Source organism: Synechococcus sp. RC10A2 (genome assembly GCF_047502605.1).
The window spans coordinates 38,851-59,049 of sequence record NZ_JANSHP010000063.1; the positions used below are offsets into that span (position 1 = coordinate 38,851).

The following is a 20,199-nucleotide window of genomic DNA, read 5'->3' on the forward strand; positions in this document are numbered from 1 at the left end:
CATCTATGTCCCACTGCTCTGTTCCAGCTTGGCCACACGAGCTTCCAGCTTGCGCAAGGTACGTTGCAGCTCAGGCAAGTGCCGCTGGACGGCCATGCTCTTGCGCCATTCGGCAATAGGCTGATGGGGGTAGCCGGCCACGGTTTGACCAGCGGGGATATCGCTGGTTACACCTGTCTGGGCGGCCACGCGTACGCCATCGCCAATGTGCAGGTGCCCGGCCAGGCCGCATTGCCCAGCCAAGATGACGTGGTGGCCCAATTGGGTGCTGCCGGCAATGCCCACCTGAGCCACGATCAAGCAGTGGGATCCCGTCTTCACGCCGTGGCCAATCTGCACTAGGTTGTCGATCTTGGTGCCGCGGCCAATGCGGGTCTCGCCAACAGCGGCCCGGTCGATGGTGGTGTTGCTGCCCACCTCTACGCCGTCTTCCAGCACCACCCGGCCTGCCTGCAGCATGCGCCGCCAGGAGCCGTCGGGAAGAGGAATGTGGCCAAAGCCGTCGTCGCCGATGACAGCACCGCTGTGGATGAGGCAATCATCCCCAATCTCCGTGCGCTCGTGAATGACGCAGTTGGCGAAAAGCTGACAGCGGGATCCAATCCGCACGTGGGGGTAGATGGTTACGTTGGGGTGGATTTGGGTGTAGTCGCCAATTTTCACCCCTTCCATCACCACTACATGCGGCCCAATGGCCACACCTTCTCCCAACTCAACGCTGGGATCAATCACAGCGGTGGGATGGATCCCAACAGGCAAGCGATAGGGCTGGTAAAACAGCTCGATGGCCTGGGCAAAGAGCAGACGGGGATCCTTCCCTCGCAAGCAAGCAATGGGGCGGGGCAGAACCAGCGATTCCTCCACAATGACGGCGCTGGCTTGGGTCTGCTCCAGGAGGGGCAGGTAGCGGTCTTCGCTGAGGAAGCTCAACTCGCCTGGGCGAGCTTCCGCCAGGCTGGCTACGCCGTGGATCTCGAGGGTGGGATCTCCCTCGTAGGGGCATCCCAATTTTTGGGCGATCTCCTGTAGCTGCATCAGGCTCGAGATCCTCTACGATTGCAGCAGCCGCACATCCATCACGGTTCCACGCAAGTTGTAGCTAAAGGTCTCGAGCTCCAGGGGAACGCCGACTTTGACGCGGTTGTTGCCTAGGACAATGCCATTTTCTGTCTGCTGGCCCCGTCCCCGCAAGGTAAACACCAGATCAAAGCGGTAGGGCTCTGGATCAGGCAAGTTCTCAACCCGTCCATCGGGAAAAACCACCGGCACAGTGCGGCTGACGTTTTCCACCCGCACCACCTCCACCTGGCCGTAGGGTTGGTTGCGGATGATCAAATCGGCCTTCTGACCTGCTTGAAAAGGTTCTAGGGATCGGCTGCTAACCCCCCGCACGATCATATCTACTTCCACCGGCAGGGTAGGGCCACCCCCCACCTGGACGACGCTGCCCGCTTGCCGCCCTGGCAAAAACAGGACAGCCACAATCGCCGCCACCACAATTGCCAGCGCCCCCAGATCCAGGAGACTGACTTTGCCCAGGAGACGCCCCTGTTGGTCGACGAGCCGCATGGCCCTCTTTTCTCCAACCCACTGTCCCTGATTGTAGGGCACAGCCATGGCAGCTTCCCCGCCCGTAAAGCCGCTTGAGGAACTCACCTCTAGAGGGACTCAAAGGCCCCGTCTCCCTCCTGACCGAGGATGGTCTGGGCCAATAACCTCAGGTTGACCTGGAGATGGAGCTGACGGGAGTCGAACCCGTGTCCGAGATGGGTACTGGGGGTTCACTCCTTCACAGGCTTAGCCTCTCTAACCCTCAAGGCAGGGATCGCCGTTTAGATCCCGGCGATGGGAGTTCTCCGCCTAAGCTTAGGCTCTCCCTCGACGGAGCCGGAGAAGAGAGCTGCACCCGTTGGGGTTGTGACCCGCCCACTTAACGGGGTCGTGGGAGGATCCTCGAGCTCAGACTTCTCTTACTGAGCCTTAGGCAGCCAGAGCGGCCGCTTTACGAGCAAAAGGTACGACGTTGTTCGCACGTACTGTGTTGAGCCTGGTGGTAACGGGATAAGCTCAATCCCGACCTGCATCATGAACCCTTGTTCGCCACCCCGTCGAAACCGTTACAGCCCCAGGGTTTGGCTAAACCTAGAATAGCAAAATCCTTGGGGATCTGGCTAGAGCTTCCTTCTGCTAATATGACAGAAGTTGTGCTATTCTGTCAGAGCTGCAAACTTGGGTCGGTAGCTCAGCGGTAGAGCACTCGGCTTTTAACCGATTGGCCCAGGGTTCGAATCCCTGCCGACCCAGCTTGCGATATCCTCTCCCCCCGGCCTGGCCTAGGCTAGGATTCCAGGAGGCAGGTGGGAAAGGCGAGGTGGCCGTTCTTTCGTGGCAAGACCTAGGCAAAGAGGGGGAGGTCAAGCTATTACTGGCGCCGTGCGTGGAGGAGGCGCTAGCGAGCCTGGCGGAGGAGGCTGAAACTCGAGAGACGGTCTTTGTCTCCAAGCTTTGGCACCGAATTCCTGCCCAGGATGCCATCCTCGATGAGTGTCTGCAGGTGCTGGCGAGGGTAGCCCTATCCCTCTGGCCCTATTGGTATGGAGAAAAGTTTGAGCCGGGCAGAACGGCAGAGGCCCAGGTTCTCAATCGTCTCCGCGCCCGAGAGCTGTCCGCAAAACGGGATCCCGCCATTTCCAGTACCTGGCTTAGGGCAGCAATGCACTTGTGCCAGCAGCAACGCCTGCCTGTGGTGCCAGGGATCCAGCGGGCGATCCAGGTGCAGCAACTGGCCAAGGCCATTGCCCCTCGCGAGCTGACCTTGGCTTTGGCAACCAATGAGACAGAGCCGGCGCCCAGCTACTTACTCGGCTTGGCCAAGGCAGCTATCTGGTTGGCCGACAACAGTCAGGCACGGCTGGTGCTGGTGGTGCCGAGCGCTTTGACTGATCACCCCGAATTGGCCTCCGTGAGCTACGGTGCCATTCGACTGCCGCTTCCTGAGAGGCTAAAGGAGTTCGACAGCTCGGTACAGGTGGTGGTGGGTTGCAAGGGATCCCCTCACCCCTTCAGTCCCGCCGAGAGAAAGCTGGCCGACCGGGTGGCAGCAGATGCGCAGTTAAAGAATTTGCTGGAATTCAACCAAACTGTACAGAGTGTTAACGGACGCGCTTTCCGAGCGGATCTGCTTTGGCGGGAGGGTAAGGTGGTGGTGGAAGTGGATGGGCCAGAGCACCGCGAGCCAAACCACTACTACCAGGATCGCCTGCGGGACTACGAGTTGCTCATCTCCGGCTACTTGGTGTTGCGGATTCCCAATGAGCTGGTGATGTCCGACTGCGAGCGGGCGGTGGAGATGATCCGCAAGGTGGTTCAATTGCAACAGAGCCGGCTTTGAGGCAGGGCTGGAGGTTGAGGAAATGAGCGATTTGTTGCCCAAAAGCGAAATTTTGCTCTGGAAGCTCCTGCTAACAGGGGAAGAACCGACCAAGTCGCAAGTGAAGCCAAAGCATAGGGCCAAAGAGCTCAAGCTGTTGGAGGAAAAGGGCCTCATTGAATGCAAGACTGTAGTCGAAAAGGGAAGGAGGATAACCCGGCTTGTGCTGACTGACAAGGCCTGGGACTGGGCTTCTACCACACCTCCAACAGCCATCGCCCGCTCCAAGTCGCCAGAGGCAGCAGTTGTTTTGCAAAAGGCGTTGGCAACCCTAGTGGATTACGCACAGCGGGAGAACGTTCCCTTGGCGCGGATTCTAGGCCTACGGCCCGCTGACGCGAACAGACCCTCTCTCGGTGGAGCAGCCCCTGTTCCTACTGGGCAAACGCAGCCCTGGGAAGTTAGCGAAGGGGAGGTTGATCCTAACTTCCTCGAGAAGGTCTTTCGCACCTGCGAGGAGATGGGAGGGCGCTACTACCTAGTCTACTTATCCGACTTGCGTAAAAGATTTCCCGATGTTCCCTCCTGGCTATTGGATCAGGCGCTCCTGACTTTGAACCGCCAAGCCAAGATAGTGCTGATGAACCTGGACGATCCTCTGTCCATTACTCCTGAAATCGAAGCCGCCGCTATTGACCTGTACGGCTACAAAAAGCACGTTCTTCGTGTTAGGAACTAGCCATGACTTCCAAGGAAAGTACCTCTTTCTCAATCAACCAACAAAAAGCTCTAGAAGCCCTCAAGGAGGTTGATTTTGATTGGACAGTTCATCTTAGAAAAATCTGGCAACCTCCGGATTTTGACGTTCCTGAGCTTAACCGGGATGTCAGGGAGAAGCTATTCAGCCGGCTGGAGAAGTTAATCCAATCTCCCCAGATGGAGACACCCTTTGGAATCCCTGTGCTTGGCAATGGTGGCTCTGGCAAAACCCACCTTCTCAGGGTCTTAAGACAGCACTGCTTTGAAAAAAGGGTGGGGTTTGTCCTAGTGGACATGACCGATGTGAAAGACTTTTGGGAAACCGTAATCCAGGGCTACCTCACCTCTCTGCTTCAGGAAGAGCCTGATGGCACTAGCCAGCTCCAAAAAATTCTCGATCTGGTCTTTCTGAGAGCTCTCTCTACTCCCAAGCAGGCGAAGGAGATCGCCAGTTTTTCCCACGAATCTTTGCTCGACGTCATTAGACAAACTCTGCAATGGCTATTCACTCAAGATCGCAAGCACACCATCAAGTACCAAGATTGTGTACGAGCTGCCATTCTAGCTAATTCGAATGATTTTTTACTGGCGTCAATAGGTACTAGCTGGATACAGGGCCTAGGTGTGGAATCAGAGGTTGCCCGACAATTCGGTTTTACCAACGCCAGCTTAAATCCTAGTCAAGTTGTTGCAGGGCTTTCTTGGCTGATGAGCCTAAGGGGACCCACTGTAGTTGCTTTGGATCAGTTGGATCCCATTGTTGTGCAATCTCATACAAGTCCTAGTCCTTCGTCATCCTTGCAGGAGCTCTCGCCAGAGACAGAAAAAGAAGCTTCCCAAAACATCATTCATAACATCGCAGGTGGCCTCATTGGGCTACGGGACTGCCTCTCCCGATCCCTTGTCATCATCTCGTGCCTAGACCAGTCTTGGGAAATTCTAACGAAAACAGCTGTTCAAACCTTTACAGGACGCTTTGAGCAGCCTTTAACTTTGACGCATCTTCTTTCGGCCAGTGTCGCTGAGGCAGTTGTTGTTCCTCGCCTGCAGGCTGCCTACCACAAGGTGGGCTTTATCCCTCCCTATCCTTCCTACCCGTTTAAGCCGGAGTTCTTCCAGTCCTTCCCGGAGAGGAACAATCCTCGGCAGCTCCTCCAGAAATGTCATGAGCACAGGGAGCAATGCCTACAGAAAGGGATAGTTATCGAGTTAGGTGTCCCAAGTTCTGCTCCTATCACTCCAAGTCCCCCTCCACTGAAGGAACTAGATCGAATCTTTGAGGAGGCCAAGCAAAAGGTTGATATTTCCCCGTATTTACAGGAAAACGAGAACGAGATATGGAAAGAGCCCCTAGCTTCTCTGTGCAAATTTCTCGTCGGGCAGGAAAAGTTGCCGGCTAGTATTGGCAGCCAAGTGGAAACTGACTTCCCTGGATCCAGAGGTTTCTTGCCTCTGCATTCTCGCTTGCGGCTAATCTTCTACGAGGCAAACGAGCGGGAAAGGCACCTTTGTTTTACAGCTATTCAATCAACTAATCCTAGATCTTTCCAAACTCGCTTAGTAGCTGCTAGAACGGCAGCCGGGATCGACGCGGCCCTGCGATTTCGCAAGTTGGTAGTGGTGCGCACTACCTCCCTACCAGGAGGCGAACGTACTCAGAAACTGTGGCAAAAGTTCCTTGAGGAGGGTGGGATCCACTGGCGGCCCAGCGAGGAGGAAATCAGGGTTCTGCTGGCCCTAGAGCAGCTCCAATCCAGGCCCGGTTTTACGGACTGGCTGGCCGAGCGGCAGCCCCTTGCCCAACTGGCAGCCGCCGAGCCGGATTCGGGTCTGGCCAAGCTCCTCGCCTGGCTGAAGGAAGGGATCCCTGCGCAGGAAACTCCAAAAGTTGAGCCTGCCAAAAAAGGGGATTTCTCACTTTCTAGGGTAGAGAACGGCAAGGCCCCTCAAGCCAAGCAGGATCTGCACCTAACGGGTTTGTTGGTCGGGCGGCGTTGGGTGGCCAATCGAGAAGGGGATCCGGTCTTTCTGCCCGTCCCAGAGCTGGTGCGGCACACTGTGATTTTGGCTGGCAGCGGCTCGGGGAAAACGGTGCTCTTGAGGCGAATGGTGGAAGAGGCAGCCTTGCAGGGGATCCCTTCCATCGTCATCGATGCAGCCAACGACTTGGCCCGGCTGGGGGATCCCTGGCCTGCCGCTCCCGAAGGCTGGACAGAGGAGGATCAAGCCAAGGCAGAGCGCTACTTTGCCCAAACCGAGGTGGTGGTTTGGACCCCTGGGCTGGCGGCGGGCAACCCCCTCACCCTCGCCCCCCTGCCGGACTTTGCTGCGCTGGCCGGTGATCCCGAAGAGCTGGATCAGGCCGTCGACATGGCCTGGGGCGCCCTCCAGGAGATCGTGGCCCCCGGCAAGACCGTCAGCGACGAGCTGAAGCGGGGGGTTCTCAAGGCAGCTTTGAAATACTTTGCCACCCACCAGCCGGGATCTCTAGCTGACTTTGCCGAGTTCCTTGCGGACCTGCCTCCGGAAGCAGGAGCCGGTATCAGCAAGGCGCCGCAACTGGCGCTGCAGATGGCTAATCTCCTCAAGGCTGCCATGGTTAACAACAAGTTGCTCCATCAACAGGGGATGGCGTTGGATCCGGCCATCTTGTTGGGGCTGGGCTCAGACTACGGCAAAACCCGGGTGTCGGTTGTCAACTTGGTGGGCCTTCCCACCCTGGGGGAACAGCAGCAATTTCTCAATCAACTGGCCATGGCGCTGTTTACCTGGATCAAGAAAAACCCCGCCCCGCCGGAAGCGCCAGTGCGCGGGCTGCTGGTCATCGACGAGGCCAAAGACTTTGTGCCCTCCCAGGGGACTACCCCCTGCAAGCAGAGCCTGCTGCGCCTGGCCGCCCAAGCGCGCAAATACGGCTTGGGTCTCATTTTTGCTACCCAAGCACCCAAGAGCATCGACCACAACGTCATCGCCAACTGCTCCACCCAGTTTTTTGGCCGAGTCACGTCTCCGGCAGCCATTGAGGTAGTGCGCGAGCAAATTGCCCAGCGGGGAGGAAGCGGAGAAGATGTGGCTGTCTTAAAGGTGGGACAGTTTTATCTCTCCTCGCAGCAGCTTCACCCGCCCTGCAAAATCCAAACTCCCTGGTGCCTGTCTTTCCACGCCCCTACCCCTCTAAGCGAAGCTGAGGTGATCCAGCGCTCTCAAGGCAGCCAATCCTAGCTCCTGCCTGGCGCCCTGCTCTGGAAGAACTGTTGCCCCTTCCCCCAGCTAGTAAGTAGTTGGCAAGGATCTGGAGGGGAGTTATGCTCCCTTAAGACGTTGGCCGGGAAGGGGCAATGGGATCAGTCAAAAGACAAGCTCGGATTTTGCTCTTGCTGGCCATTGGGGCTTGGCTGAGCTGGGGGACGATGGCCTGGTCTTTCGCCTCTTGTCGGGAGCGGGATCCTCTCCTCCTACGGCAAGTCTTGGCTGCGATGGGCCGGCCTGAGGTGGTGGTGGAGGAAGTGGCTCTGTTTGATGGGGATCAGTGCCTTGTCCAGTTGGTGTTGGATCGCCGCGGGCTGAGCGGATCCCTGCCGCCGGAGATTGGCCAATTCCACCACCTGCGGGCTTTGTCTCTCAGTTACAACCAGCTTTCTGGCCCCATCCCCGCCGAGCTGGGGCAGTTGAGGGAGTTGGAACAGCTTTTTCTCGACTACAACCAGTTCTCCGGCCCCGTTCCGCCGGAGCTAGGGCAACTGCGCAACCTGCGGGGCCTGTTTTTGGATCACAACCAGCTCTCCGGCCCCATCCCCCCAGAGCTAGGCCGGCTCAGCCGCCTAGAAAACCTCAGCTTGCAAAACAACCAGCTCAGCGGCGCCATTCCCGCCCAACTGGGCCAGATGCGCTCCCTCAAGGGGCTGTTTTTGGATCGCAACCAGCTCTCTGGGCCCATTCCGCCCCAACTGGGGCAACTGCACAACCTGGAAAACCTCTACTTGTCAGACAACCGCCTCAGCGGATCCCTGCCTCCGGAGCTGGCCCAACTCAAGCAATTGCGGGATCTGCGCTTGGCCCGTAACCGGCTCACGGGCGAGCTGCCCGGCTTTTTGGCAGAACTGCCGCGGCTGGAACGGCTCCACATCGAGGGCAACCCTGGCCTCTGCCTGCCGGCGGCCCTGTCGAGCTGGTTTGCCGGTCTCAATGAAGGGGATCCCACCCCCACCTTCCCCTGTCCCTAGGGCAGGGATCTCCAGCTCTCGCCTTAACCTGCGATACTGGGATCAGGTGTCCACAGCCCACTACGCGAACGGTCAGCCATGTATATCCTAGAATTGCTTTTGAAAGGGAATCCCGCCCCCATCGTCGTCCACCAAAAAGAGGAGGAAGCGGCCAACCGCGCCTACCAAAGCGTGGTCAACGCTCTCCAGAGCGGATCCCCCCAAAGCTTGGAGCTGACCTGTGACCGCACCGGCAAAAAGGTGTTCCTGCTCACCGGCGAGCTGTGTGGCGTGCAAATGACCACCAAGTCGGGTGGCCCTGGTGCCCCAGGAACTCGTCCCGGCTTTTTGGCGCAGTTGCAGGGTTGAGAGCAGCTCTTCGGGTCTTCGCGAGGGATTCTCATGTCGGAGAGGGGGACAGAGTCCTTGCGCGGCGGCAAGAGGGAGTCCCCGCCGGCCATTCGGGTGGAGGGCCTGACCTTTGCCTGGCCGGAGCGTCCCCCGGTTCTGCGGGAGTGCAGCTTTGTCATTCCCAAAGGCCAGTTGTGGATGCTGCTGGGGCCTAACGGCAGCGGCAAGTCTACCCTATTGCAACTGTTGTCCGGATCCCTCACCCATCCTCAGCCCCTAGCGGGCCACCTGGAGGTGCGCGGGCGGCTGGGCCACGTGTTTCAAAACCCGGATCACCAACTGTTCATGCCGACGGTAGGGGCAGACGTCGCCTTTGGTTTGGGGGCAGAACCCCTCACGTTGGAAGAGATTGCCGAGCGGGTGGAAATGGCCTTGGAGCAGGTGGGCTTGCGGCACTTGATCCGCCGGCCCATCCACGGCCTCAGCGGTGGACAGAAGCAACGGGTGGCAGTCGCCGGGGCGCTGGCCCGGCGCAGCGAGGTTCTGCTTTTGGACGAGCCAACAGCCCTGCTGGATCCCGAGAGCCAGGCGGAGTTGCTGCGGTGCATCCGCCGCCTGGTGGATCAAGAGGGGATCACCGCTCTCTGGGTAACCCATCGGCTGGCAGAGCTGGAATGGGCGGATGGAGCAATTTTCCTCTCCGAAGGACAGGTGCGCCATCAGGGATCCCCAGAGCAGGTGCGGCAACAGCTTGGACAACTGTTTGGCGCCTTCAGGTCTTAGCCCCGCTGATCCCGAAGAGATCGCAAAAGGGTGGCTGCAACCCCCGGCGGTCGCTGCTTAGAATGGTAATGTATCCACAGCGATCGATAGGTTGGCAGCAAGGCATCATCCTGGACTTATCTACCCTGCGGAGCGGCAGGTTTCTGCCTGTTGATCCGCGAGTGCGCTAGATCCCTGCGGATCTGCGTCAGCAGATTATACCCGTGGGCCCCTGGCCCCATCTCGTTGAAAGGAGCTTGAGAATATGGGACTGTCTGAAGTCATTGCCAAAGAGCTGGAAAACGCCCGTAACATCTGTTCTGAGTACGGCGAAGGGGATCCTCACTGCCGTGCAGCTTGGGATGCTGTTGAGGAAGTGCTGGCAGCCCGCAGCCACCAGCCCAAAGCTCCCAGCAGCCTTGAGCAGCACTGTGCTGAAAACCCCGACGCCGTCGAGTGCCGTGTTTACGACACCTGATTTCTGGTAACCCTGCAGATCGGTCTCGGTTTATCGACAGCGATCGCAAGTGGGATCCCCGACAAGATCCAGCGGCCTGCCAGCTCCCTGCTGGCGGGCTTCGTCTTTCTGGGCCGGAATGCGTAGCTGGGCACCGAGAATTGAGTCCAGCCGGGACACTTTGCTCACCCCAGGAAGAGGGAGGATCGCCGGCTACTTCGAGCAACAACCCTCGAAACCCCAGCCCCTCGAACTTGAGGGTTGTGGGAGGTACCCTGCTCGCAAAGAAAGTTTCTCACGGAGAAAGCTTTTGAGCAGAGTCAGCCCGCCGCCATTGCCTCATCCACAAGACAAAGGCTGTTCCCAGCAGCACCATTTGTGGGATCAGCGTCTGCCAAGTGGGATACAAACCCAACCAGCGCAGCTTCGGGATCCCGGATAAGGGGGTGATCGGAAGCCAGCCCGCCACTTGCAAAGCATGGAGGCCGCTGCCCAGGAACTTAAAGCCCAAGTAAAAAATCAGCAGGCTTAAACCCCGGAAAAAAGCCCCCAAGGGCAGCTTCAGCCCCACCTGCAGCAGCAAGACCGCCATCCCCACCAGCAGCAGGGATCCCAGACCGATCCCCAGCCAGAGATCTTTTGCCGCCAGGGAAGGGGCCAATCCCACGTAAAACAACACCGTTTCTGCCCCCTCGCGAAACACCGCTGCAAAGGCCAGGAAAGCTAGGGAAAAAACCTGGCCTGTGGCGAGCGCTGCCTGGGCTTGTTCTTGCACAAAGGTCTGCCAGGAAGCAAGGGCGGCCCGCCGGTGCAGCCAGAGGCTGACCGAAAACAGCAAACCTGCTGCCACCAGCCCAGTCATCCCCTCCAGTACCTCTTGGCGGGTGTGGGTCAGCAACTGCTGGAAAAACAACTTCACCAGCAAGGCGAGCATCACCGCTGCCAGCAGACCCATGGATCCCCCCAGCCACACCCAGCGCTGCGGGGCCGACTGCCCACTTTTGCGCAGAAGGGCCAGCAAAGCCACCAGCACCAAAAGCGCCTCCAGACCCTCCCGCAGCAAAATCGAGGCAGCATCCAAAAAGGTGTAGTCCGACATAGGTTCACCCAGGCAGGTGGCTCAATTCTAGCGTTGCCTGAGGAGAGGCTCAGGTGGTGGCGGGGATGAACTTCAGAGCAGCAGAGTTGATGCAGTAGCGCAGACCCGTTGGTGGGGGACCGTCCCGAAACACGTGCCCTAAGTGACCACCACAGTTGGAGCAGTGAACCTCGGTGCGAGGCACAAGCAACTTCCAATCCGTCTTGGTGCCGATCACATGAGGAGCAATCGGCTCCCAAAAACTGGGCCAACCAGTGCCACTGTCGTATTTGGCTGCCGAGGAAAAGAGCTCCTGCCCACAGCCAGCGCAGACATAGATCCCTGGAGCCTTGTTGTCGTAGTAGGCGTTGCGGAAGGGGGGCTCGGTTCCCTCTTGGCGCAGCACATAGTACTGCTCTTCGGTGAGCAGTTGTCGCCACTCAGCGTCGGTTTTGGTAACGGGATAGATTTCTTGAGCCATCGCCTGTTGCTCTCCTGTCAAGCTGAGGGGTGCCGTAACGAACCCGGCCACTGTCAAGTCAAAAGCTTGCCTCGTCGCATAAGCGGTTTGTCCGTCCTGACATGGGTGAAGCCATCGCCGCCGGACTCTCCAGTTGCCCTGTCCGGCTGTTTCTGAGACTTGCAAGCAGATGCTTGTATGTATCTTAACTCTTCTTCACGTCTTCTTCCCCACAAAGGCGAAGGTACGGGTATCTTCACCATTGGTCGGCTACCCCTCAGCCAAAGCCGGCAGTTTCCGCGCGGCAAAGAGTCGGCGAGCTTCTCTATGAGTTCTATCTGTAGCTTCTATCCCTGGCTGGGGACATACTCCCGCTACAATGAGCACAGGCAAGGGATCCGTTCGGCCTAGGCGGGCTGGCCTGGGGATTCTTTTGCTAACCCTGAAAACGACGGAGTTATTGCCATGTTGCTGGTCGGCTCAGGCGCCAAGTTTGTGCAGCAGCTCGAGCAGTGTGGGGCTCTGGCCATCTTTGTTACCCCAGAAGGGGGATCGGAAGGGCACTACCTGCGGCGGCTGCGCGGAGCTGGCTACGAGGTAGTCACCCTTTCCAGCAAGGGGATTGGGGATCTGGCCAGTTATCTGACGTCCAGCCATGGGGTGCGGCCTGCCACGCTGGGCAAATCGCAGCGGCGCACCTATTTCTACCCCTCGTTGATCGAGCAGTACCGCGCCACCTTGCCCCCAAAGGCCAAGGGATTGGTGTTTTGGTTTTACGAGGGGCATGTGCTCAGCCGGCAAGAGCTCTCCTACCTGGTGAAGCTGAGCCAAGAAGATAAGGGCGTGAAATTTGTGGTGGAGCTGGGTCGAGAGCGGTCAATTCGGTGGCAACCTCTGCAGAGTGCCTGAGGATCTGTTCAGATTCCTCGAAAATTCTTTGCTACCATCTCAAGTAGGCGGCCTGCAGCCCAGACTCTCATCTTGCCGGTGGCCTTCCGTGCCTGTGACCTTGCCGAACGTCTCGCTGCAACAGGGTACTTGGTTTAAGCTGATCTGCGGCGCAAGTTTCCACCACTTGCCGTCGATTCGAGAGTTAGCTTTCCTCTACACGCTTGCCGGTGCCGATTGCATTGACGTCGCCGCTGACCCAGCCATTGTGCAAGCTGCCCAAGAAGGGATCCGGCGGGCCCAGGCAGAAGATCCCCAGGTGGGGTCCCCCTGGTTGATGGTCAGCGTCAACGACGGCGAAGATGTGCATTTTCGCAAGGCGGTGCTGACGGATCCCGTCTGTCCTGCCGACTGTCCGCAGCCCTGCCTAGCCGTTTGTCCGCCCCACGCCCTGATCCGGGCAGGCACTTCCACCCAGGTTCACATCCGGGCAGAGCTCTGTTACGGCTGTGGCCGCTGTGAGCCGGTGTGTCCCCACCAACGCATCGCCACCCAAGGCTATCAGGTTGCGGCGGCGGAGATCCTGCCGTCCTTGCTAGAGCTGGGGGTTGAGGCGGTGGAAATCCACACCCGTATCGGTCGACAGAGCCAATTCGCGCAATTGTGGGGATCCCTAAAGCCCTGGCTGCGGTGGCTGCGGGCCGTCTCGATCAGCTTTAACGATGGTCCCGGCCTCGAGGTCTATTTGCGGGATTTGCTGGCCTTGATGGATCCCTTGCCGGAGGTGTTGATCTGGCAGGTGGACGGTCGGCCTATGAGCGGGGATCTTGGAGCTGGCGCCGGCAAGGCGACTCTGAAGTTGGCCCGAAAGGTGTTGAGCATGGGGTTGCCCGGCTATGTGCAGTTGGCAGGAGGAACCAATGGGCAAACGGTGTCGCTGCTGGATCCCCGTTGGCCGGTGGCGGGGGTGGCCTTCGGCAGCTATGCGCGACAGTTGGTGGCCACCTACTTGGAGGGGGGGCCTGGATTGGCAGGTGGGATCCCAGTGGCCAAGCAGTTGGTGCAGCAAGTGAAGCAACGAGCGGTGGCCCCCAGACAAACCTGTTTTTCCAGTGTTTAACAACGTTGCCCGACCATGAGTTTCTTAGTACAGCCCTTCAACCCGTCGGCGGATCGGGAAGGTGCTCCGCACCGCTCCAGCGAACGCACCTCTTTTCCCGGGCAAGTCCTCTACAACGACGATTTGGGCAAGCTGCTGGACGTTCTGCCCGCCTCCATCCGCCAGCGCCTGGAGCAGCATCCCCAGTTGGATCGGCTGGTAGAGGTGGTGCTGGATTTGGGCCGCCGCCCGGAAGCCCGCTTCCCCGGCTTTGCCGATTACCTCTCGGAGGAGGTGGTCACCCGCGCCGACCTGGATCTGGTCATCAGCCAAGTGGGAGAGTTTAGCGGCGACAACCGCGCCGGCATTGCCTCAACTCTGCACCGGATCAGCGCCATTCGCAACCGCCAGGGCACGATCATCGGCCTCACCTGTCGGGTAGGGCGTTGCGTTATCGGCGTCATCAGCATGATCCGCGATTTGGTGGAGCAGGGCCGCTCGATGCTGTTGCTGGGCCGCCCAGGGGTGGGCAAAACCACCGCCCTACGGGAAATTGCCCGCGTGCTGGCGGACGAGCTGCACAAACGGGTCATCATCATCGATACCTCCAACGAAATTGCCGGCGATGGCGACGTGCCCCACCCAGGGATTGGCCGGGCCAGGCGCATGCAGGTGGCCAGCCCGGAGCTGCAGCACAAGGTGATGATCGAGGCGGTGGAAAATCACATGCCGGAAGTGGTGGTGATCGACGAGATCGGCACCGAGTTGGAGGCTCTGGCCTCCCGCACCATCGCCGAACGGGGGGTGCAACTGGTGGCCACTGCCCACGGCAACCGCATCGACAACCTGATCAAAAACCCCACCCTCTCCGACCTAATTGGCGGGATCCAGTCGGTCACGCTCGGAGACGAAGAGGCGCGGCGGCGGGGCTGCCAGAAGAGCGTCTTGGAGCGGAAGGCCCCCCCCACGTTTGAGATTGCGGTGGAGATGCTGGAGCGGGATCGCTGGGTCATCCACGAAGATGTGGCGGCCACTGTGGATCGCCTCCTGCGCAACCGCGAGCCGCTGGTGCAACTGCGCAGCCTGGACGAACGCGGCCAAGTGGTGATCGAGCGCCCCACCCTGTCTGGGCCCCAGTGGCCCCCCCCTGCCGGCAGCACCCTGTCCCCAACACGGGAGCGGGGGGGATGGCGCCGTTCTGGGCGGATGGAAGCTCTGCCCCTAGAACCAAGTGAAACTCGTCTGCGCCAGCCCGGCGAATCTGGCTCGCCTTCGGCCAAGGGGGAGGAATCTGTCCCGCCAGCAGCAGCGGGATCCCGTGCTGAGCCTCAAGTTATGGCCAGCCCCAAGGCAGAGTCCAGGGCTGAGGCGGAAGAGGATGCCGACTGGGAGGAACCTGCTGCGGCTGCCCTGGCAGAACGGCAACGGGATCTGGATGGGCCGCTGAGGATCTATCCCTACGGGGTTAGCCGCTTCCATCTGGAGCAGGTGATCCAGACTTTGAAGCTGTCGGCGGATGTCACCAAAGATCTGGATGAGGCAGATATTGTTTTGGCTTTGCGATCCCAGGTGCGCAGCCGCTCCAAGATCCAGCAACTGGCCCACGCCCGCCAAATCCCGATTCACACCGTCAAGGCCAATACCCTGATCGCCCTTGCCCGCGCCCTGCGTCACATCCTCAACATCGAAAGCGAGGACGGCTCCGATTCCGACCTAGAGCTGTTCATTCGGGCCAGCTCGGGCGACGAAACGGAAGCCTTGGAGGAGGCCCGGCTGGCGGTAGAGCAGATCGTCATTCCCAAGTCCCAGCCGGTGGAATTGCTGCCCCGCTCCCCTCTGATCCGCAAGCTGCAGCACCAGCTAGTGGAGCACTATCACCTGCGGGCCCAGAGCTTCGGCGAAGAGCCCAACCGCCGCCTGCGCATCTATCCCAACTAGCTCCAGCCAGGGTTCCTCAGGCCAGCAGGGATCCGGCGATCATCCCTGCCAAGAGAATGAAGCCCTGGAGGACGTTTTGGCCGAAGATGGCCATGTAGAGAGTGGGAGGGGGATTGACCTGGTGAAGCTGCCAGGTTTGCCGGCCCCAGAGAGCGGCGGCAACTGCCAGGCTAAGGAAATAGACCGCGTGCAACTGCAGGCTGATCCCCACCCCCAAGAGGGCAAGGGCGGCGCCCAAGAAAAACAGCCCCACCGCCGTTGGGGTTTGTCTCCCAAAAAAGCGGGCGCTGGAGTGGATCCCGGCCCGTTCGTCGTCCTCTCGATCCGATAGAGCATAGACCGTATCGAACCCCAACGTCCACAACACCGTGGCCAGCCACAGCCAGCCCAGCCCCTCCTCCCACAGGGGTGTGTGGGGATCTTGGCCGCTCACCGCTGTCCAACTGATGAGCACGGCAAATCCCCAGGCCAGGGCTAGCACCAGTTGGGGCACGGGAAACACCCGCTTAGCCCCCGGATAGAGCAGGATCACCGGCACTGCCGCCACGCAGAGGGCAAAGCTGACCGGGTTGAGAAAAAGCGCCAGCCCCGCCGCACAGGCCAAGGTCAGCAGCGCCATCACGATGCCGACGGCAACGGTCAGTTCGCGGCTGGCCAAGGGGCGGTTGCGGGTGCGCTCCACCAAGGGATCCAAATCCCGATCCCAGAGGTCGTTGATCACACAGCCCGCCCCGCTGGTGGCCAAGCTGCCCAAAATCAGGATCCCCACCAGCGGCCAAGGCGGCGTTCCCCGTCCGGCCAGAAAAGCCCCCCACAAAGCCGGGATCATCAGGATCAGCCGCCCTGCCGGCTTATGCCAGCGCAACAGCCGTAAAATCGCTCCGCCAGTGGCCCAGAGTGCAGAAGGAGAGGCAGACATAGCCAGGTCGAAAGAGGGCCAGTTGCCGAGAGGAATGGAGCTCCGCACCGATCTTAAATCATCCTAAACTGGCCCGCCCTGGAACCCTTGTCGTCCCCCTCGCCGTCTCTACTTTTTGGCCAGCATTTGGCTCCTCTTTTCCCACTATTGGCCAGCCTGAGAAGTTTGATATCCTAGCGGGGGGCTGCTGTTGAGGGTGATGAACTTTGCTGCTTTTCCCCTGTGAGGCCGTTCGCGCAAGCGAGACGGAGTCTGCCATGCAAGCAACCCTTTCCATGACCAGTCAACTTCCCGAAGTTCAAGTCAAGGAAGCTCCTCCCCTTCTGGAGACTCTGCTGGTGGTGGACGATGAGGATGCAATCCGAGAAACCGTTGCCGTTGCTCTCGAAGAACAGGGATACCAAGTTTTGCAGGCCGCCGATGGTCGACAAGCGCTGGAGCTGGTTCACACGGCCGAACGGCTGGATTTGATGATCTTGGATTTGATGCTGCCCGGCTTGAACGGCTTGGATCTGTGCCGGCTGTTGCGCCGGGAGGGCAACACCATCCCCATCCTGATGCTGACGGCCAAAAGCAGCGAGACCGACCGGGTGGTGGGCCTGGAGCTGGGAGCCGACGACTACCTGACCAAGCCCTTCGGCATGCGGGAGCTGATCGCCCGCTGTCGCTCCGTGTTGCGCCGTCGGCAGCAGTCCCACGCCAGCGAGGCCACGGTGCTCCGCTACGGGGATATTTGCATGTTTACCCAAGAGTGTCGCGTCTTGGTGCGGGGAGTGGAGGTGAGTTTCTCGCCTAAGGAGTTCCGCCTGCTGGAGCTGTTTATGTCCAACCCTCGCCGCGTCTGGACGCGGGAACAGCTCTTGGAGCGCATCTGGGGATCCGACTTCATGGGCGACAGCAAAACGGTGGACGTCCACATCCGCTGGCTGCGGGAAAAGTTGGAGCTGGATCCCAGCAACCCAGAGTATTTGGTGACGGTGCGCGGCTTCGGCTATCGCTTTGGCTAGGGTTGGGAACTCCTCTCACGCCAGCGGCGGGCAAAAGAGAGGGCTTCGGCGCGGGTTTGGATCTGCCCCGCGGCCTGCGCCTCCTGTAGAGCCTGCAGCAACTGGCCCACCCAGGGTCCGGGTTTAGCACCCAAGCTGTGCAGCAGGTCGTTCCCATCCAGCAGGGGCACCAAATGGGCCAGGGGATCCTGGGGATCTTCGTAGCGCCGGAGCCAGGATTCTATCTCTTGGGGGCTGCTGCCGGTGGCTGCTGCCAGCAGGGCCAGGCCGCCGAAGAGGGATCCCGCCTGGTGATAGAGCCGCCACTGTTGTCCGGGAGTGGGGGAATGGGTCAGAAGCGTTTGCAACAGGGGTAGAAGCTGGTGCAGCTTCTGGATGGCCCGCATCTCGGCGCGGCTAAAGCGCAGCCGTTCCAGCTCGGCTTCCACCGTCTCGGCAGGGGTGCCCGCCGGATCCCACAGCAGGGCTGCCAACACCGTTGCCAACAGGCCGCCGCGCCGATCCGCCAAAGGCTGGGCCAGCTCCGCCAGAGTGCGGGGATACTGAAGCTGCCAGATCTCGGCCCATTGCCACACCGCTTGGGCCTGGGCAAAGCCGGGGCTCTGGGGCGCTAGGCGGGGCAGCCAAGCCGCTAGCAGACCTGCCGCCACCGCTACCTGCAGGTGGGCCAAGCCGGGGATCCCCGTCTCCAACAAGGTCACCACCTCGGCCCGCACCCGCTCTGCCGCCACCCTGGCCAAAAGGGGGGCCCGCTGACGAATCGCCTCTGCCGTGGCCGGATCCAGCGCAAACCCCAGTTGAGCTGCCTGGCGATAGGCCCGCAACAGCCGCACCGGATCGGCACTGAGGTTGTCGGGGTGAACCATGCGCAGACACCTCTGCTCAATGTCTGCCCGCCCCCCCGTGGGATCCAACAGGTGCCCCTCCTGCAGTTCCAGAGCCAGGGCATTGCAGGTGAAGTCCCGCTGCCGCAGATCTGCCTCCGGGGTGGGGCCCACCTGCAGGGCCGCGTCCACCGTCGCCGCTGTGGGGGTGGAAGCCCCTCCTTGGCCCAGCACGATGCGGGCAATCTGTCGCTCCGCATCCAGCACCACAAAGCCGGCCTTCAGCCGCCGCGCCACCCCCGCCGCCCACCCCACGGGATCCGCCGGACACATTAAATCCAGATCCACCGGCCCCTTGGAGTCTCCAGCCTGGCCCCGCAGCCAAGCCAGATAGGCATCCCGCAGGGATCCCCCCACCCAGTAGCTCCCCTGGGGCAGCCACTCTTTGGGAAAGGGCAGCCGTTGGCGGAAATAGGTCAGCAGCCACTTGCTCAGCAGGGCTTCGCTCATCGATGTGCACAGGGGGGAGACTTCGATGATCTAAAGGGCTAGGATCCCCAGAGCGCAAGCAACCAGACAGGCCGTACCCTCACCTGACCGCTGCGCAAAAACAAGCGATTGCTTTTGGGGATTTGACCCTCGCTTGCCCAGGCCCGCTCGCGGCCTGGATCCCTTTTAGCTATCGCTCCAGCAGCGAGCCGCCCACCGCCGCCGGTACAAAAGCAGGTGCTGAAGTGAGCAGATGGGGCCGCACCAGCGCCACCAGCCCGGCAATAAACAGCGGGTCGGCATTCAACGCGGGCACGCGGCGAAACTCGCGGATCCCAGCCTGGTGGGCCAGCTCCCGATACTCGATGTCGATCTCCTGCAGGGTTTCGATGTGCTCCGACACAAAGCTAATCGGCACCACCAGCAGTTGCCTGACCCCGCACGCTCCCAGCTCTGGGATCACCGTCTCGGTATAGGGCTGCAGCCAGCGCACCGAGCCCACCCGGCTCTGATAGGAGAGGGTGTGGCGATTGGGGCGCCCAACTTCCCGCCAGATGAGCTGGACGCAGGCCTCCATCTCCTGCTGGTAGGGATCCCCGGCCTGGGTGACATAGCTTTCGGGAATGCCGTGGGCGCTAAAGAGCACATGCACCCCTGCCGGATCCTCGAAGGCATCCAACTGCTCCCGGATGGCCCTAGCCATGGCCTGGACATACTGGGGCTGGTCGTACCAAGAGCAGATCTGGCGGCGCTCGATGCGGGCCAGCTCCGGGTCTTCGGCCCAGAGGCGATCCAGGAGTTTGAAGCTGGAGCCGGTGGTGCTGATGGAGTACTGCGGGTAGAGCGGCAGCACCACCAGGCGGGTGATCCCATCCGACTTGATCTGCTGCACCACCGACTCGATCAGCGGGTGCCAATAGCGCATGGCCACATACACCGGCACGTCGTAGCCCGCCGCCACCAGTTGAGCCTGCAACGCTTGTGCCTGGGCGGCGGTGATGCGCCGCAAAGGGGATCCCCCCCCGATGGCCGCGTAGTTGCGCCGGGATTTGGGCGCCCGCAGCGTGGAGATGGCCCAGGCAAAAGCCCTCTGCAAAAAGGGAAAGGGCAGGCGGATCAGCTCGGGATCGGCAAAGAGGTTGTAGAGAAAGGGCTGCACATCAGCCTGGGTCTCTGGCCCCCCCAAGTTCAGCAGGAGCACGCCGCTTTTGGACATGACAAACCCAATGACCTTCCTTATCCACTGTAGGAGGTCTTGCCCCCCAGCGGGGAAGGGGCATTAAGTTTTCTTGCAACCTTTCTCAGCTTTCTCTCGGCCCCCATCCTTAGCCAGGGATCCCCCCTCCTCCCCTACTGCTCCGCCCGGTGTCAGCTAGAAACCGCAGGAGCCCCGCGCTCTGGCGCAGCCGAGCGTCGGGAGGAATGCGGTCTGTTGATGTATAGTGACAGCATGACCCAAGTCTTGACTATTTCCTGCGAACTGTTCGCGCTAGCGGGACGGAGTCCTATCGGAGTCGCAAGCCGCCAAGTTAGATGCGACGCTGGACGCCTTTGTGCAGGCCTTGAACTGGGTCAACCAAAACACGCCGGAGAAGA

At 60.4% G+C, this 20,199-nt stretch carries 18 protein-coding genes, 1 tRNA gene and 1 other RNA gene; 12 read left to right on the forward strand and 8 right to left on the reverse strand.

The window, feature by feature from the left end; all coding sequences use genetic code 11:
- Positions 1-3: 3 nt before the first annotated feature.
- The 3 genes from lpxD to ssrA form a co-directional block, all read right to left on the reverse strand.
- A complete protein-coding gene (lpxD, locus tag NW848_RS08015; protein ID WP_414508335.1) occupies positions 4-1,035 on the reverse strand; it encodes a UDP-3-O-(3-hydroxymyristoyl)glucosamine N-acyltransferase in 1,032 nt (343 codons plus the stop codon).
- Between the two features lie 15 nt (positions 1,036-1,050).
- A complete protein-coding gene (locus NW848_RS08020; RefSeq protein WP_011429897.1) occupies positions 1,051-1,569 on the reverse strand; it encodes a DUF4330 domain-containing protein in 519 nt (172 codons plus the stop codon).
- A 162-nt stretch (positions 1,570-1,731) separates the two neighbouring features.
- Positions 1,732-2,127: a transfer-messenger RNA gene (gene ssrA, locus NW848_RS08025) on the reverse strand.
- Between the two features lie 104 nt (positions 2,128-2,231).
- On the opposite strand from ssrA, the gene NW848_RS08030 reads away from it, so the two are divergent.
- The 8 genes from NW848_RS08030 (at position 2,232) to NW848_RS08065 (ending at position 9,922) form a co-directional block, all read left to right on the forward strand.
- A tRNA-Lys gene (locus tag NW848_RS08030) sits at positions 2,232-2,303 on the forward strand.
- Between the two features lie 68 nt (positions 2,304-2,371).
- On the forward strand, positions 2,372-3,391 hold the full coding sequence (locus NW848_RS08035; RefSeq protein WP_414508337.1) for an endonuclease domain-containing protein: 1,020 nt from the start codon (positions 2,372-2,374) through the stop codon (positions 3,389-3,391).
- Between the two features lie 22 nt (positions 3,392-3,413).
- Positions 3,414-4,109, forward strand: coding sequence for a hypothetical protein (locus NW848_RS08040; protein ID WP_414402658.1), 696 nt, complete (start codon positions 3,414-3,416; stop codon positions 4,107-4,109).
- 1,640 nt (positions 4,110-5,749) lie between these two features.
- Positions 5,750-7,351: an ATP-binding protein gene (locus tag NW848_RS08045; protein WP_414508338.1), complete on the forward strand. Its 1,602-nt coding sequence runs from the start codon at positions 5,750-5,752 to the stop codon at positions 7,349-7,351.
- Positions 7,352-7,467: 116 nt separating this feature from the next.
- Positions 7,468-8,352 carry a hypothetical protein gene (locus NW848_RS08050; RefSeq protein ID WP_414510872.1) on the forward strand — a complete coding sequence of 295 codons (885 nt, stop codon included), beginning with the start codon at positions 7,468-7,470 and terminating at the stop codon, positions 8,350-8,352.
- Between the two features lie 78 nt (positions 8,353-8,430).
- On the forward strand, positions 8,431-8,700 hold the full coding sequence (locus tag NW848_RS08055) for a hypothetical protein (RefSeq protein ID WP_011429902.1): 270 nt from the start codon (positions 8,431-8,433) through the stop codon (positions 8,698-8,700).
- A 33-nt stretch (positions 8,701-8,733) separates the two neighbouring features.
- Complete coding sequence (locus NW848_RS08060) at positions 8,734-9,465, forward strand: energy-coupling factor ABC transporter ATP-binding protein (protein ID WP_099812251.1); 732 nt, start codon at positions 8,734-8,736, stop codon at positions 9,463-9,465.
- 244 nt (positions 9,466-9,709) lie between these two features.
- A complete protein-coding gene (locus NW848_RS08065) occupies positions 9,710-9,922 on the forward strand; it encodes a CP12 domain-containing protein (RefSeq protein ID WP_099835041.1) in 213 nt (70 codons plus the stop codon).
- Between the two features lie 274 nt (positions 9,923-10,196).
- Here NW848_RS08065 and NW848_RS08070 read toward each other — a convergent pair whose 3' ends face one another.
- Positions 10,197-11,000, reverse strand: coding sequence for an FTR1 family iron permease (locus tag NW848_RS08070; RefSeq protein ID WP_099812250.1), 804 nt, complete (start codon positions 10,998-11,000; stop codon positions 10,197-10,199).
- A 49-nt stretch (positions 11,001-11,049) separates the two neighbouring features.
- On the reverse strand, positions 11,050-11,460 hold the full coding sequence (gene msrB, locus NW848_RS08075; RefSeq protein WP_011429906.1) for a peptide-methionine (R)-S-oxide reductase MsrB: 411 nt from the start codon (positions 11,458-11,460) through the stop codon (positions 11,050-11,052).
- Between the two features lie 444 nt (positions 11,461-11,904).
- Here msrB and ndhN point away from each other — a divergent pair, with 444 nt between their 5' ends.
- The 3 genes from ndhN (at position 11,905) to NW848_RS08090 (ending at position 15,364) form a co-directional block, all read left to right on the forward strand.
- A complete protein-coding gene (ndhN, locus tag NW848_RS08080; protein ID WP_011429907.1) occupies positions 11,905-12,348 on the forward strand; it encodes an NAD(P)H-quinone oxidoreductase subunit N in 444 nt (147 codons plus the stop codon).
- A gap of 88 nt (positions 12,349-12,436) precedes the next feature.
- A complete protein-coding gene (locus NW848_RS08085; RefSeq protein ID WP_011429908.1) occupies positions 12,437-13,447 on the forward strand; it encodes an LdpA C-terminal domain-containing domain in 1,011 nt (336 codons plus the stop codon).
- A gap of 15 nt (positions 13,448-13,462) precedes the next feature.
- Positions 13,463-15,364, forward strand: a complete 1,902-nt coding sequence (locus NW848_RS08090; RefSeq protein WP_011429909.1) for a R3H domain-containing nucleic acid-binding protein — start codon at positions 13,463-13,465, stop codon at positions 15,362-15,364.
- A gap of 16 nt (positions 15,365-15,380) precedes the next feature.
- On the opposite strand, the gene NW848_RS08095 is transcribed toward NW848_RS08090, so the two are convergent.
- A complete protein-coding gene (locus tag NW848_RS08095) occupies positions 15,381-16,283 on the reverse strand; it encodes a 4-hydroxybenzoate solanesyltransferase (RefSeq protein WP_011429910.1) in 903 nt (300 codons plus the stop codon).
- A gap of 275 nt (positions 16,284-16,558) precedes the next feature.
- On the opposite strand from NW848_RS08095, the gene NW848_RS08100 reads away from it, so the two are divergent.
- Positions 16,559-17,290, forward strand: a complete 732-nt coding sequence (locus tag NW848_RS08100) for a response regulator (protein ID WP_049749731.1) — start codon at positions 16,559-16,561, stop codon at positions 17,288-17,290.
- Here NW848_RS08100 and NW848_RS08105 read toward each other — a convergent pair.
- Together NW848_RS08105 and hemH are read right to left on the reverse strand one after the other, a co-directional pair.
- Positions 17,287-18,624: a CCA tRNA nucleotidyltransferase gene (locus NW848_RS08105; RefSeq protein ID WP_414508340.1), complete on the reverse strand. Its 1,338-nt coding sequence runs from the start codon at positions 18,622-18,624 to the stop codon at positions 17,287-17,289. The two genes, NW848_RS08100 and NW848_RS08105, sit on opposite strands and share 4 nt — an antisense overlap.
- A gap of 169 nt (positions 18,625-18,793) precedes the next feature.
- Positions 18,794-19,819, reverse strand: a complete 1,026-nt coding sequence (hemH, locus tag NW848_RS08110) for a ferrochelatase (RefSeq protein ID WP_011429913.1) — start codon at positions 19,817-19,819, stop codon at positions 18,794-18,796.
- Between the last annotated feature and the right edge of the window lie 380 nt (positions 19,820-20,199).